The sequence below is a fragment of the Exiguobacterium sp. PvP048 genome (genome assembly GCF_040549175.1).
Classification (GTDB): Bacteria; Bacillota; Bacilli; order Exiguobacteriales; family Exiguobacteriaceae; genus Exiguobacterium_A; species Exiguobacterium_A artemiae.
In genome coordinates this window covers 683631-697558 of the sequence record NZ_JBEPSU010000001.1, presented here as the reverse complement: position 1 = coordinate 697558, position 13928 = coordinate 683631, and the positions used below count along the sequence as shown (strand labels likewise).

Here is a 13928-nt window from a genome sequence, read left to right as displayed (position 1 = left end):
TCTTTCATGTAAAACGGTATGCATTTTTTTCGTGCTGTTTGACACTGTACATCGCTTCGTCGGCCTGAATCAACAGGAGGCTCGTCGTTGCACCGTCTTCCGGATAACGGGCAATCCCGATCGACGGTGTGATCGACATCGCCGTTCCCTGAAACCAGAACGGTTGGTTGAGTTGATCAATCAAGTTTTCCGTATAGCGAATCGTCTCTGCTTTCGAACGCGGTAAGAAGACGATGAACTCGTCTCCGCCGAGCCGGGCCGCAACTTCATGTTCCCGGAGATGAAGCAGGAGCCGGTTCGCCGTCTCCTGTAGGACATAATCGCCGGCGTCATGTCCGTACCGATCGTTGACTTGTTTGAACCCGTCGAGATCAATGAACAGCAACGAACCGTCTTCAATCTGCGTCAATCGGTCCTGCAGGAAGTCTTCGAAATAACGGCGGTTCGGTAACCGCGTTAAGGCGTCATGATAGCCAAGTTCTTCGAGCCACTGTTGCTGTTCGAGCGTTTCAGTGATATCCGACAGCAGGACGTAGACATATTCGTGATCGGGGACGGGAATCAGCGTCGTATCGTATGTTTTGGTTCCTTCATGCAACAACAGCTTCCGGCTTATCTCCAGGCGCCCGACTTCTCGACGGAGTTGTGACGACAGGTATTCCGGGAGTTGCTGACCGAAATGCTGCAAGGCCGGCGGATTCATCGTTTGGAGAGTCCCCGTCCGGTTGACTTGAAGAATCGGTTCTGGATGATCGAGAAACAATCGCCGGTACTCTTCTTTCCGCAGTTCGAGGAGGGATGTCTGTTCCTTGACCTGCTGCGCGAGATCAAGCTGGATGACTTCGTATTCTTCTAATAAACGCCGGTTTAGCCGTTCTGAAAAGTACTGACGAATTAAAAACAACGAAAACAATAAGGCGATTGACAAGACGTAAACGAGAAGCGGAACTTGGAAAAAGGAAATCCAGACGAGCAACAGCATCAGGCTGACGTACGGTAAATACGGACGGGACAACGTATACTTTCGTGTCGTCGATACCGGGACGCAGCGGAAGTAACGGATGAGTCCGAACAAGCTGAGTGGATAAAGCGGTAAGAAAAAAGCGGCAAGATCAAGCTGGTCACGAATCAAAAACGTGTAGTAACCGAAGTTCGCCACACAAAACAGGGCAATGGCCTGGATGAGCGTCAGGTGACGTACTGTATCGCTTAGCCCCGTCGTGTAGAGGATCAGAGAAAACAAAATCAGTGCCATGAAACAGAGCGAATAGATGGTCATCGCGATCAGTTCGACGGTATTTCGGGCAAAATCAGGCACGTCCTGTAAAATCATCACGTAACCGAAGACGAACGACATGCCGAATAAAATAAAACCGTCAAGATAAAGTAACCGATGTTGGCGGAACGAGGACCAATCGATTAGTTGGGCCAAGGTCATCGCGGTCAAGAATAAGAAAAGTGTCAGTGTCACATTTGCCAAGGCGTCAGACCAAATAGGGTGGAACCGGTCGGGTAACGATGCTAAGACAGAGTTGATGACAATTCCGAGCCAAAATAACACAATCGCCTGACCGATTCTACGGTACGGATGATTCGGTCGTCTTAAAAAATGAACCAACGCTGACCAGGAACAGAAACTTAAGCCGATTAAGGTAATGCTGCCGGCGATGGCAGGGGTCCACGTCTGGTCAAACGTCAATGCTAGAATCAGATAGGTCACAAGTAAATAAAGACTGGTTGCGTAAGGTCTCGTCATGTGTTCGCCTCCTTCCTCGATGTCTTATATGTATGGATTTCGTCAACCAAAAAGAAAACCCCTGTTTCGTCCAACACATCGCAGACAAACAGGGGAGAAAATTAAATGGGATGTTGTTCGCGGTACAGTTCCCAGTGCTCGCGGGCTTCTTTTTTAATTCGATCGGAAACCGTTTTACTTTGGAAAATGAGACCGTACCATTGTTTGGCGTTATCTGTATCGCCTAACGTCGCATACAAATCACTGATCCGTAAAAGTAAGACATCGTGAGGAATGCCCGTTCGGACCGCATCCGAATACTCTAAGTAGATGGTTTCGTATTTTTGGACAGATCGCATCGTCCAAGAAAGTTCCTGTTCCAAATCTTCCAGCAACCGATACATCCAGGAAATTCGAATACCAAGCATCGCTTGGATGCTGTCTTTTTGTAACGTGACTTGTGCCATATACAAACATAGTTTGTATAGATACAGTACCTGTTTCACAGAACGTTCTGTTGCAGAGAAAGGTAAGACCGGAAGCATTGATAAGATGTCCGTTTCTAGTAGCGTTCGGACATCAGGCCGTAGTTTTTCAAACGCTTCATGGAAAATGAAACGACAGTGGCTACATTGGATGGGTTCGTAAAAATAGACGTTAGGTCCCTGATAATGAACGAAGCCATCCATATCGGTGTGTTCGACACGAATATGGCGGCTCAGAACACGTTTCGTCTCCGTTTCTTTGAGACAGTAGGGGCAACGGCATTTTTTAAGATAAAGATCAGGCATGATACGTGCTCCTCAAGATGAATTTAGACAAAAACGTTGACGAGCATTCCTTTGATTTCACCTACCTGGTCGAGAATCTCGAGTCGACGGGATTCGCCTGAAATGACGTTGTCGGTCAGTTGCAGCAACTTCGCATCGACCTGTTCGACAACCTTGTAGATTTTCGTTCGGCCACGGCGATTGAAGCCACGCTTTTCTTCGAGTTGTTGTGACTGATCGAGGGCATCTTTTAAGAAGTCCTTAATTTTTTCTTTATAAGCTTCGAGGTGTTCGATTGTCTGGCTTTCCGCCAGCAACTGACCGTGCTCTTCGACGAGCATCAACTTTTGTTGTAGACGTTCGTAGCCTTTATGTTCACGCTTATCCTGCATCAAGGCAGAAAACGTCGTCGATGCTTCGACCTCACGTGGTCCGGTCTTCGGTGTCTGCAGGCGGCTTGTTTCTTGAATGCGCCGGATGTCCATCGGGGATTCCTCCTTTGATTAGTTGAGTAGTTGTAAGACGCCTTGCGGTAAGGCGTTTGCCTGGGCGATCATCGCCATACCCGACTGATTGAGGATATTATACTTCGCGTACTCCATCATCTCACGCGCCATATCGGTATCACGAATGCGTGACTCAGACGCCGTCAGGTTTTCTTTACTGACACTGAGGACGGACGATGTTGCTTCGAACCGGTTTTGGATTGCTCCGAGTTTTGCCCGTTGCTGGGAAATCGTATCGATGGCCTGTGTATAACGGCTGATAGCTTCATCGGCGTCGCTGCTCGTCATGACGCTGAGCGCGTATTCCGGTGTTGTGTTGACGCTTGGATAATCGAGTGCCCGGGCGTCGGCATTTGGTTTGACGGTCGTACTGATTCCGATGTTGCGCGCACGCATATCATCAATCGTTAAAGAAATGCCTTCGTTCGCCCCGGCATTCGTCTGAATGAAGACAGCATTGTCTTCTGTACTGAAGCCGCCTGTCAATAGTTTTTTACCGTTGAACTGGGTTGTCTCGGCAATCCGTGAGACTTCATTCGTCAACTGGTTGATTTCTTCCTGGATCGCCGTCCGGTCTTCCGTCGCAAGTGTTCCATTACCGGCTTGAACGGCCAGCTCCCGCATCCGTTGCAACAGGTTGTGTGTTTCACTTAGTCCGCCTTCGACCGTCTGGACCATCGAAATGCCGTCGAGGACGTTTTGTTCCGCTTTATCAAGCGCTTTAAGACGGTTCCGCATCTTTTCAGAAATTGCGAGACCGGCCGCGTCATCAGCACCGCGGTTGATCTTTTGACCGCTCGACAGTTTATCCATCGTCGTCTTGACGTTCATCTGATTGGCACTTAAGTTTCGGTAGGCTTTCAAAGCCTGTACATTGTTTGAAATCCGCATTAATAGTCCATCCCTTCGTAACGCTCATGGTGTGCCGCCCGGACGAGGGGACGGTCTTTCTTCAGACTGGCCGCTTGCCAGGTGACCAACAATTCTTCCGTCAGTTGTAACACTTCGTTTAAACGCATTGGCTCGAGGTAAGCCTGTAATGTCTGTTCCGCTAAGTAGTAATAAAGTTGATCGAGCTGGGCCGTGATGATGCCACCTTCGTCGTTCAGACCGGCCTGCAGTTTTTCAAGCAATTGGTAGGCTTTTTGCAGACGGACGTTGACGGTATCGAACCGGTGCTCGTCGCGATTGAGAATCGCCTGCTCATATTGAAAGACGAGACCTTTTAACATCGTCTCCGTCAATTGTTGGGGAGTCATTTGATACAGTTCCTGTTCGGTCATGAGTTCCGTCCTTTCGCGTGATCAAGTTCTTCAATCAATAATAACAATTCGGCCATTACATCATACAGTTGCGGCGGGATCGCCGTTCCGAGATCCAGGTCGAGCAGATGACCGAGCAACGACGTATCCTGTTCGATCGCGACGCCGCTGGCACGGGCTTCCTGTAAAATCCGGTCGGCTGCGGCACCCGTTGCCCGGGCGACGACGATCGGGGCATTACCGGACGCTTCATCGTACCGGAGGACGGCCGCTGATTTCCGGTGTTTTAAATCAATTTTCTGGTACATAGGGCCTCCTTAAATCCGGTAGTCGTAACCGGTCGGTGTCTCGTCCGGTTTGACGGTTTCCGGTATTGTCTGATCTTTCGTAAAGGCATCGAAGCGGATCCGGACGTCCTGGTAACCGGTCGCCTGCAGGGCTTCCGTCGTCCGTTCGAGGAACGGTGTTGCCAGACGCTCGAGCAGTGGAAAATCATTTTCAATCGTAATCTGCATCTTCCGGTTGACGGTCTCGACACGAACGCCGATGTCGCCGAGTCGTGGTGTCTCGAGCTGGACATATAACGTATTGTTTTCCCAGTCGATGACTTCATCCGGTCGTTTATTTTGTAAGTGGACGTGCAGTCCGGCGGTGCCTTCGACGAGTTGGACGGGCAGGGCGAGCAACAGTTGCTGCAACTGCTGGTTGTTATCCGGTTTATTGACCTGTTGCTGCGTATTCAGAAACGTTTGCAGTTTTGCCGCTTCCGGGTTCGCTGCCGGCGTCGCGAGTTTCAATTCCGCCGTCTGCAACTGGAGTGTTTTTTGGACTGTCTCCTGCAGGACACGCGGACTGTTTTGTCCCGGCTCATAGGGAATCGGTCGTTGTCCGGTCGAAGCCGGCTGGCTTTGTGACGGAACCGGCGTTTGCTGCGTGTTGGCAACAGCCGGACGTAAGCTTGGATTCAGTTCCGGTAAGTAAGCGGTCCGGACGTTTGCCGGAGCATAGCGGAATGCTTCCAGGATCAGGCGGACCTCCTGGACGACGGCTTTGGCTTCCGCGCCGCGTCCGAGCAGGGCGAGTTCCGTTCCCCGTTCGAGTTTCGATAACAGTTGAATAAGTTGTTTTTCATCACGCATGCTCGTATGTAACATCGCGTCCGTCTGTTGGAATGTTTGCCGCAGACGATTTGCCGTACTTTCGATGACCTGGGCCATCTGGAGTGGGCGTTCTTCGACAAGCGGTTCGATTTGCCGCAGTTGCGAGACGATTGTTCGTTGCTCACGCCGGAAATCATTGGTCACTTCGGCAAGCCGGGGTGTCACTTCAGCGATGACCGTCAAATTCGACCGGATCGGTGCAGCGGACGGAACGTTTTTTTCCGCCGGTGCTGCTTGTGCTTGGGCAATGACAGCCGTCAATTGCTCGAGTTTGCTTGGCGCTGGTCGCTCCGAGAGTACCGGACGTTCACTCGGGAAATAAGACCGCAACTGTTCACGGACTTCTGGTAGTTCACCGCGGTCGATTTGGGCGAGGAGATCCGGTCGGGCGTCTGCTGGGACATGCGCCGCAATCTGCCGGAGGGCGACCGGTGTCGCTTGATCGATATCGTGATGCGTCGGAAGCGTCGCACGGGCAACATCGAGTGCAATGACGTTGCTGAGCGTCGGTTTCTCGAGGACCGCCTGGCGCTCCGGTAAGACGTGGACCAACGAATCGGTTGAGCCGAGCAACTGGGCAATCAGGACGTCGGCGTCAGCCGGCAACGCACTGTCGGACGGACGGATTACGAGTTGTAAGACTAAATCTTTATACGTCCCTTGCAGGGCAGCGACGAGCCGGGCAACCGTTTCCGGCGTCTGAGGCAGTTGACCGGTCGCAAGCAACCGGGCGACGGCTTGTTTTAATTCCGGCGGGAGATCGTCGAGTAAGGTCGCATCGACACCAGACGAATCCGGTTTCGTTGGTCCGGTTACCGGGACATCGGGCTCGGTCTGTTCCGTTACCTGTTCAATCAGATAACCTTCTGCCGTCTGGCCTTTGACCTGGAATTGAAACGTGCCTTCCGGAACATCACCGGTGAAGGTCATCTCGACCTTTTCGCGGCCGACCTGGACGAGGGCCGTGTTCGGACCCGTTTTTTCGAGGACGGTCCCGCTGTATGTTTTGGTCTCCGATAAGGTGGTCGTGGGGGCGGAACGGGTCGGACTCGTTGGATTCATCTGGATGTTCATCGATGAACCTCCTTTCTTGAAAAATTCTTCATCTTATTATATATCGGCACAAACAAAAAAGGATTGAGCGAAATCATCGCCCAACCCATTTTTTTTACGATTTAATTGCATTAAAGCGGTCCTCTAATGTCATCGCGTTCAATTGCTGGTAACGAGCCATCAGCTCGCCGGTTGCTTTCATTTGGTTGCGGACGATGTAAGGAGAGGCGTTTACGGGAAGGATCATGCCGTTACGAGTTTTGAGTTTGGTCTGTCCGTCTTCCTCGATGACTTCGGACATGTGGCTCCAGGCGTACCACTCGCAATCATCACGTTTTGGTGATTTGGTAGGGAAAAAGACGAGACCGAGTGTCGGTTCGATGACGACTGGGACTTTTCCTTTCACGGAAGCGACACGTTTGGCGGTGACGATCCGTTCCTCGATGGAACTGTTGTACTGTCTGCAAGAGAGCTGCAGGAGTTGATACGGACGAAGCGGCGTCATGATCGTTGATCCGTCTTCTAAGACGATGATGGATTGTTTCATCATGTCATAGCACGGTAAGATCGCAACGGTCCGTTTCGTGATTCGATACTTTTCGTCATTATGGAATGGTCGCATTCGACTACATCCTCCTTAGATAGGACAATGGATAAAATAGGTAATTACTAACGATATAATACAATACTACACCTGTAATGACAATGTAATTTTTTGAAAAATAGAGCAATAAATAAGGAAATTTAATTCAATTGAATATTTAATTCAAATTAATCAGAATTTTTAATTGTCAATAATTGCTTCTTTTGATAGTATACTCGGTAGAGAGCTTGCTCTCGCAATCCAGTTTGCGAAGGGAACGTGAATTCGAATGGAACAAGGTAAAGTAAAATGGTTTAATGCTGAAAAAGGTTACGGCTTCATCGAGACATCGGATGCAAAAGACGTCTTCGTCCACTTCTCGGCAATTCAAGCAGATGGCTACAAATCACTTGAAGAAGGCGAAGAAGTAGAATTCGAAATCGTCGACGGCGATCGTGGCCCGCAAGCGGCAAACGTCTCGAAACTGTAATTCTGTTAGCAGCCACCACCGTTTTTAGGAATCTCCTAAAAGCGGTTTTTTTGTTTCATCTCAATTTGTTAAGGGTATATACGCTAATATCAACAGGCAACAACTATTATAGTACGCTAGGTTTAGCAGGAGATGTTCAACAGAATGTCACCGTTTTCATTTCCTTGCAGGGCTTATCGTGGTATAATAATTACGAACCAAAAGAATTTTGAATCTTCAGAAGGAAACGACTGAAACGATGACGAATTCATAGGTTCAACCGGTTACTTAAGGAGGAGTTTACATGATCTACAACATTCGCGGTGAAAACTTGGACGTCACAGATGCTCTCAAGGACTACGTCGAGAAAAAGCTTGAAAAGTTAACTCGTTATTTCACAACTCCTACGGAAGCGCAAACGGCTTATGTCAATCTCAAAGTCAACAATGAGAAACAAAAAGTCGAAGTGACGATTCCAATGCCAAACCTCTTGCTACGGGCAGAGGATGTCAATGGCGACATGTACGCAGCAATCGACCTCGTCGTCGATAAGCTCGAACGTCAAATCCGGAAACATAAAACGAAAATCAACCGGAGAGGCCGTGCCAAAGACGGCGGTATTGGAGAATACTTCAAAACGCTCGAAGGACCGGAGGCAGAAGCACCTGTCTACGAAGAGGATGAAGCGGAGCTCGAACTTGTTCGGACAAAACGTTTCACACTCAAACCGATGGATACGGAAGAAGCAATTCTTCAAATGGACATGCTCGGTCACACGTTCTTCGTCTTCTCAGACGCTGAAACGGGTAACACGAATGTCGTTTACCGTCGGAAAGATGGCCGTTACGGCTTGATTGAACCAGAATAATGAATCTACAGAGGACTTACTCTCCGGAGTAAGTCCTCTTTTGGTATGATAAAAAACTATTTGTGAATAGAACATGTCTCAGACTAAAGTTGTATTTCATAAGACGAAGTCGCTCCGCTTGTTGAAATTTGACCGGGTATTCGGTACACTGAATAAAGGAAAAATCTCGGAATTCTGTTCGTTTAAAGAATCGTTCGAAGTAAGGGGACTGTAAGGCATGGCTAATTTTCTAAAAGAGTTATTCGCACCGACGAAACGTGTTCTGAAAAAAGCAGAAAAAGCGGCGGATGCCGTGGAATCATTTGAGGCACAAGTCGCTGCCTTATCGGATCAGGAATTAGAAGGAAAAGCGGTCGAATTCCGGACTCGTCTTGAGAACGGGGAAGACCTCGATGATATTTTACCGGAAGCTTTTGCGGTCTGTCGCGAAGTTTCAACACGTGTCCTCGGGATGCGTCATTACCGTGTCCAGCTGATCGGCGGATACGTCCTGCACAACGGCGATATCGCCGAAATGAAAACCGGGGAAGGGAAAACGCTTGTCGCGACACTTCCCGTCTATTTGAATGCCCTCGCCGGCAACGGCGTTCACGTCATCACCGTCAACGAATACTTGGCGAAACGTGACCGGGACATCATGGAACCCCTTTACGCAGCACTCGGTTTATCGGTTGGTCTGAACTTGTCGAGCATGTCGCGCCAGGAAAAACAAGCGGCGTACAGCTGTGACATCACATACGGAACGAACAATGAGTTCGGCTTCGATTACTTGCGTGACAACATGGTCCTCTATAAAGAAGACCGCGTCCAGCGTCCGCTTTACTTCGCTGTCGTCGATGAAGTCGACTCGATTCTCGTCGATGAAGCACGGACACCGTTGATCATCTCCGGTTCTGCCGAAAAATCAACAGCGCTTTATTCACAAGCGGACATGTTCGCGAAAATGATGAAAGCGGATGAAGACTATACGGTCGACATCAAGACGAAAAGTGTATTGCTGACGGAACAGGGAATCGACCGTGCTGAAAAATACTTCGGCATCGATAACTTGTTTGCGCTCGATCACATCGCTCTTAACCATCACTTGAGCCTGGCGCTCCGTGCCAACTCGGTCATGCACCGGGATGTCGATTACATGGTTCGTGAAGATGAAGTCATGATCATTGACCAGTTCACGGGTCGTGTCATGGAAGGCCGCCGTTACTCGGAAGGGCTGCACCAGGCGATTGAAGCGAAAGAAGGTGTTGAGATTCAACGCGAATCGATGACACTTGCGACGATCACGTACCAAAACTTCTTCCGGATGTACACGAAGCTTGCCGGGATGACCGGGACAGCGAAAACCGAGGAAGAAGAATTCCGTAACATCTACAACATGCACGTCGTACCGGTTCCGACGAACAAACCGATCGTCCGGGATGACCGCGCTGACTTGATCTTCAAGACGATGAACGGGAAGTTTGCCGCAGTCGCGGACGAAATCGAACGTGCCCACCGCGAAGGACAACCGGTCCTCGTCGGTACGGTTGCCGTCGAGACGTCAGAGTTGCTCAGCAGCATCCTCAAGAAACGTGGCATCCGCCATGAAGTCTTGAACGCAAAAAACCATGCGCGGGAAGCGGAAATCATCGAGAATGCCGGACAACCGAACGCGGTCACGATCGCAACGAACATGGCCGGTCGTGGTACCGACATCAAGCTCGGACAAGGCGTCATTGAAAAAGGCGGTCTTTACATCCTCGGGACGGAGCGTCACGAATCCCGCCGGATCGATAACCAGCTCCGTGGTCGTGCCGGACGTCAGGGAGATCCGGGGGCATCCCAGTTCTACTTGTCACTCGAAGATGAATTGATGCGTCGTTTCGGATCGGATTCCCTGCAATCGATGATGGACCGTCTCGGAATGGATGATTCGCAACCGATCGAAAGCCGGATGGTTTCACGGGCTGTTGAATCGGCTCAAAAACGCGTCGAAGGAAATAACTTCGATGCGCGGAAACAGGTTCTCGGGTACGATAACGTCATGGCCGATCAACGGAAAGTCATGTACGCGGACCGGGCGGCGATTCTTGATGCCCAGTCGGTTTCTGACATCGTCCGTCCGATGGTCGAACAGACGATTGAAGCGGGTGTCCATCAGTACACGCCAATCGAGTTCGTTCCGGAAGAGTGGAGCATCGCTGCATTAGCAGAGTGGGCCAACCAGACGCTTGCGCTCGAAGAAAAAGTCTCCGAGCAGGATCTGTTCGGCAAGGAACGCGAAGAAATCATCGAACTGTTAAAAGAACGGACTTTCGCCCATTACGAGCACAAACGCTCGGAAGTGCCGGCTGAAGCGTTTGACGAGTTCGAGAAAGTCATCGTTCTCCGCGCCGTCGACCAGCACTGGATGAACCATATCGATCAAATGGATCAATTGCGTGAAGGGATTCACTTACGCGCTTACGGTCAGAACGATCCACTTCGTGAGTATCAATCGGAAGGTTCGATGATGTTTGATACGATGAACGCAGCGATTGCGGAAGAAGTGACACAGTTCGTTCTTCGGGCGGATCTTGATCCGAACCTGAAACGCGAAAAAGTCGTTAAAGACGAAGTCGCCGTTTCCGGTAAAGAGGACAAGGTCGTCAAGAAAGCACCGGTCCGGAAAAATCCAAATGAACAAATCGGACGTAACGACCCATGTTGGTGCGGATCCGGTAAAAAATATAAGAACTGTCACGGCCGTCAGGCATAAGTGACGAAGCGGCTGAAAGAGGCGGGAGATTCCTGCCTCTTTTGACGGAAAGAGAAGGTGGAACACAATGGAATTAGCAGAAATACGTAATACCGCCGAGTGGATGGAAAAGAAACTCGATGAATACAAAGCATCACTCGATCTCGAGACGAAGATTTCACGCATCGAGGAGCTTGAAAACGAGATGACGTACCCGGACTTCTGGAACAATCAGGAGTCGGCTCAAAAAGTCATCGACGAATCAAACGGTCTGAAAGCGATGGTCGATAAATACCAGCACCTCGCAGACGGTCACGAAAACATCGTCTTGACGTACGAATTGATTAAAGAAGAGCCGGACGTTGAACTTCAGGAAGAACTGGAGTCGGAACTCGGCGACATCAAAAAGAAATTTGATGAGTTCGAACTGCAAATCCTGTTGAACGGCGAATACGATGCCAACAACGCGATTCTCGAATTGCACCCGGGCGCCGGCGGAACCGAGTCACAGGACTGGGCATCGATGTTGTTACGGATGTATCAACGTTTCTGCGACAAGCAGGGCTGGAAAGTCGAAACAATGGACTATCAGCCGGGTGACGAAGCCGGTGTGAAATCGGTCACGCTCCGGATCCAGGGGCACAACGCCTATGGGTATTTGAAAGCGGAAAAAGGGATTCACCGTCTCGTGCGGATTTCTCCGTTCGACTCGTCAGGCCGTCGCCATACGTCGTTCGTGTCGTGTGACGTCATGCCGGAATTCAACGATGATATCGATATCGAGATCCGGACAGAAGACTTGCGTGTCGATACGTACCGGGCATCCGGTGCCGGTGGACAGCACATCAATACGACGGACTCTGCTGTTCGGATTACGCACGTTCCGACAGGTGTCGTCGTGTCATGTCAGCAGGAACGGTCGCAAATCAAGAACCGTGAAGCGGCAATGAAGATGTTGAAAGCAAAACTTTATCAACGTGAAATCGAAGAAAAACAAAAGAAACTCGACGAAATCCGTGGCGAAAAATCAGATATCGCCTGGGGCAGTCAGATTCGTTCATACGTCTTCCACCCATACAGCATGGTTAAGGATCACCGGACGAACTACGAAGTCGGGAATACGCAAGGCGCGATGGATGGGGACATCATGGGCTTCATCGATGCGTACCTGCGCTTAATGAATATGTAAGTGGATATCCCGTCGGCCTTTGTGTCGGCGGTTTTTTTCTACCAATTCGATTGAAGGAGTGCAACAGATGCAGATTCGTACAGAAATATTCAAGGATGCGGCCGGAATCCGGCTTGTTCATCAGGCCGCCTTTGGTCAACGGACGGAAGCCGATCTCGTCGAAGCGTTGCGGGAAGAGGAAGAGTCGCTGCCGCACTACAGCCGCGTCGCCGTCACCGATAAGGGCGAGATCGTCGGTCACGTCCTACTGAGCCGGATTTACATCGAGGACATCCCGTCGCTTGCATTAGCCCCGGTCGGTGTCAAACCGTTCTGGCAACGCAAAGGCATCGGCTCGGAACTGATCCGCCAAGTGATTGAAGACGCCCGGGAAGCCGGGGAATCACATATCGTCGTCCTCGGTCATGACAGTTATTATCCGCAGTTCGGGTTCGAACGGGCGGCCGATTACGGCATCGAAGCCCCGTTCCCGGTTCCGACGGACGTCTTTCTGGTCATGCCGCTTGAACGGCAGGCATTAAAAGGAGTCACCGGTATAGTCCGGTACTCGAAACCCTTTAGTGCGGTATAAGAGAACCACTGCGAGTTGCTCAGCCCTTCTAGTCGCTCCTCTGTTTTTCCGCTAAAATGAAAAACGGGTTGTAGAACTTATATAAGGGGAAATGTAACGTTATGACATCAACACGTCAGGAAGTCGTCCGCGACTATGTGTATTTATTACTCGGCTCAGTCTTTGTCGCCAGTGCCTTCAGTTTATTTTTGGCACCGAACCAGTTGGCCTCCGGAGGCGTCAGCGGTCTGTCGATTGTCTTGAACGATCTGTTCGGAATTTCACCGGGTTTGTTTCAGCTGATTGCGAATATCGTTTTGCTTGCGATCGGCTGGATGATCCTCGGGATGGGCTTCGGCGTCAAATCACTCGTCGGCTCGATTTTTTTACCGGTCGTCATCTTGGTTTATGAACGGTTCGAGGTGCCGGCAGCGACGATGAATCCGATGCTTGCTGCGATCTTCGGCGGAGCCGGTGTCGGCATCGGTCTCGGTCTGATTTTTAAAGCCCGGGCCTCGACCGGCGGGATGGATTTGATTGCCCAGATTCTGCACCGCTTCACGAAAATTCCGCTCCATTTCTGTATCGCGTTGCTCGACGGGACGATCGTCATCAGTGCCGCAATCATCTTCTCGCTTGAAATCGGTTTGTATGCCCTCGTTGCCTTGTTCATTACGATCAAGATGATTGATGTCGTCCAACTCGGCATCACGAACGATAAGCTGGCGTATATCATCTCCGATCAACGGGAAGCGCTCGTCAAAGAGATTTTCCAGACGCTTGACCGGGGAGCGACGGAAATCGAAGCGGCCGGTGCCTTTACCCGGACACGCAAGCCGATGCTGATGGTCGTCGTCCGGCAGGGGGAAATCACGACGTTAAAGGAAATCGTCAAGCACATCGATCCGACAGCCTTTTTGGTCGTCAGTGAAGCCCATGAAGTGCTGGGACTTGGTTTTTCAGATGATAAACGGTACCGGAATGTGCCGTAATCGTTTGTTATTCGTGAAGTTTTTGTGAAATCACGCTTAAAAAGTAGCGATAACGGTTATACTCTAATAACAAAC

The 13928-nt window shown here is 50.3% G+C and carries 14 protein-coding genes; 6 read left to right on the top strand and 8 right to left on the bottom strand.

Translation table 11 applies throughout. The features are described from left to right. Window positions 1-4: 4 nt before the first annotated feature. From ABIC15_RS03505 to ABIC15_RS03470, 8 genes are all read right to left on the bottom strand, one after another. Entirely contained in the window at window positions 5-1756 is a 1752-nt protein-coding gene (locus ABIC15_RS03505; protein ID WP_354019721.1) for a diguanylate cyclase domain-containing protein, read from the bottom strand. 101 nt (window positions 1757-1857) lie between these two features. Further along, entirely contained in the window at window positions 1858-2526 is a 669-nt protein-coding gene (locus ABIC15_RS03500; RefSeq protein ID WP_214849558.1) for a DUF2225 domain-containing protein, read from the bottom strand. Window positions 2527-2549: 23 nt separating this feature from the next. After that, window positions 2550-2990, bottom strand: a complete 441-nt coding sequence (locus ABIC15_RS03495) for a YaaR family protein (RefSeq protein WP_114595095.1) — start codon at window positions 2988-2990, stop codon at window positions 2550-2552. A gap of 18 nt (window positions 2991-3008) precedes the next feature. Further along, the gene (locus ABIC15_RS03490; protein WP_354019720.1) at window positions 3009-3902 is read right to left on the bottom strand and encodes a flagellin N-terminal helical domain-containing protein; all 894 of its coding nucleotides are present in this window, start codon (window positions 3900-3902) and stop codon (window positions 3009-3011) included. Then, the gene (locus ABIC15_RS03485; protein ID WP_290827633.1) at window positions 3902-4294 is read right to left on the bottom strand and encodes a flagellar export chaperone FliS; all 393 of its coding nucleotides are present in this window, start codon (window positions 4292-4294) and stop codon (window positions 3902-3904) included. The genes ABIC15_RS03490 and ABIC15_RS03485 overlap by 1 nt, the downstream gene beginning before the upstream one ends. Continuing rightward, the gene (locus ABIC15_RS03480) at window positions 4291-4581 is read right to left on the bottom strand and encodes an EscU/YscU/HrcU family type III secretion system export apparatus switch protein (protein WP_012371297.1); all 291 of its coding nucleotides are present in this window, start codon (window positions 4579-4581) and stop codon (window positions 4291-4293) included. Before ABIC15_RS03480 ends, ABIC15_RS03485 begins: the two co-directional genes overlap by 4 nt. Window positions 4582-4590: 9 nt before the next feature. Continuing rightward, on the bottom strand, window positions 4591-6507 hold the full coding sequence (locus ABIC15_RS03475; RefSeq protein WP_354019719.1) for a serine/threonine-protein kinase: 1917 nt from the start codon (window positions 6505-6507) through the stop codon (window positions 4591-4593). Window positions 6508-6601: 94 nt separating this feature from the next. Beyond that, entirely contained in the window at window positions 6602-7108 is a 507-nt protein-coding gene (locus ABIC15_RS03470) for a competence protein ComK (protein ID WP_026827557.1), read from the bottom strand. A gap of 250 nt (window positions 7109-7358) precedes the next feature. Between ABIC15_RS03470 and ABIC15_RS03465 the strand changes: the two genes are divergently transcribed. From ABIC15_RS03465 to ABIC15_RS03440, 6 genes are all read left to right on the top strand, one after another. Continuing rightward, window positions 7359-7559 (top strand): cold shock domain-containing protein, encoded by a 201-nt coding sequence (locus ABIC15_RS03465; protein ID WP_012371294.1) that lies wholly within the window; start codon window positions 7359-7361, stop codon window positions 7557-7559. Between the two features lie 283 nt (window positions 7560-7842). Next, complete coding sequence (hpf, locus tag ABIC15_RS03460; protein ID WP_012371293.1) at window positions 7843-8406, top strand: ribosome hibernation-promoting factor, HPF/YfiA family; 564 nt, start codon at window positions 7843-7845, stop codon at window positions 8404-8406. A 217-nt stretch (window positions 8407-8623) separates the two neighbouring features. Continuing rightward, window positions 8624-11143 (top strand): preprotein translocase subunit SecA, encoded by a 2520-nt coding sequence (gene secA / locus ABIC15_RS03455; protein ID WP_214849551.1) that lies wholly within the window; start codon window positions 8624-8626, stop codon window positions 11141-11143. A gap of 67 nt (window positions 11144-11210) precedes the next feature. Further along, a complete protein-coding gene (prfB, locus tag ABIC15_RS03450; RefSeq protein WP_012371291.1) occupies window positions 11211-12311 on the top strand; it encodes a peptide chain release factor 2 in 1101 nt (366 codons plus the stop codon). A gap of 67 nt (window positions 12312-12378) precedes the next feature. Further along, window positions 12379-12882, top strand: a complete 504-nt coding sequence (locus ABIC15_RS03445; RefSeq protein ID WP_354019718.1) for a GNAT family N-acetyltransferase — start codon at window positions 12379-12381, stop codon at window positions 12880-12882. 101 nt (window positions 12883-12983) lie between these two features. After that, entirely contained in the window at window positions 12984-13853 is an 870-nt protein-coding gene (locus ABIC15_RS03440) for a YitT family protein (protein ID WP_354019717.1), read from the top strand. Window positions 13854-13928 lie beyond the last annotated feature (75 nt).

Coding starts and splice junctions, on each gene's coding strand:
- secA (WP_214849551.1), top strand. CDS start 8,624: ATGGCTAATTTTCTAAAAGAGTTATTCGCACCGACGAAACGTGTTCTG.
- prfB (WP_012371291.1), top strand. CDS start 11,211: ATGGAATTAGCAGAAATACGTAATACCGCCGAGTGGATGGAAAAGAAA.
- ABIC15_RS03480 (WP_012371297.1), bottom strand. CDS start 4,581: ATGTACCAGAAAATTGATTTAAAACACCGGAAATCAGCGGCCGTCCTC.
- ABIC15_RS03505 (WP_354019721.1), bottom strand. CDS start 1,756: ATGACGAGACCTTACGCAACCAGTCTTTATTTACTTGTGACCTATCTG.
- ABIC15_RS03490 (WP_354019720.1), bottom strand. CDS start 3,902: ATGCGGATTTCAAACAATGTACAGGCTTTGAAAGCCTACCGAAACTTA.
- ABIC15_RS03495 (WP_114595095.1), bottom strand. CDS start 2,990: ATGGACATCCGGCGCATTCAAGAAACAAGCCGCCTGCAGACACCGAAG.
- ABIC15_RS03465 (WP_012371294.1), top strand. CDS start 7,359: ATGGAACAAGGTAAAGTAAAATGGTTTAATGCTGAAAAAGGTTACGGC.
- ABIC15_RS03475 (WP_354019719.1), bottom strand. CDS start 6,507: ATGAACATCCAGATGAATCCAACGAGTCCGACCCGTTCCGCCCCCACG.
- hpf (WP_012371293.1), top strand. CDS start 7,843: ATGATCTACAACATTCGCGGTGAAAACTTGGACGTCACAGATGCTCTC.
- ABIC15_RS03440 (WP_354019717.1), top strand. CDS start 12,984: ATGACATCAACACGTCAGGAAGTCGTCCGCGACTATGTGTATTTATTA.
- ABIC15_RS03500 (WP_214849558.1), bottom strand. CDS start 2,526: ATGCCTGATCTTTATCTTAAAAAATGCCGTTGCCCCTACTGTCTCAAA.
- ABIC15_RS03485 (WP_290827633.1), bottom strand. CDS start 4,294: ATGACCGAACAGGAACTGTATCAAATGACTCCCCAACAATTGACGGAG.
- ABIC15_RS03470 (WP_026827557.1), bottom strand. CDS start 7,108: ATGCGACCATTCCATAATGACGAAAAGTATCGAATCACGAAACGGACC.
- ABIC15_RS03445 (WP_354019718.1), top strand. CDS start 12,379: ATGCAGATTCGTACAGAAATATTCAAGGATGCGGCCGGAATCCGGCTT.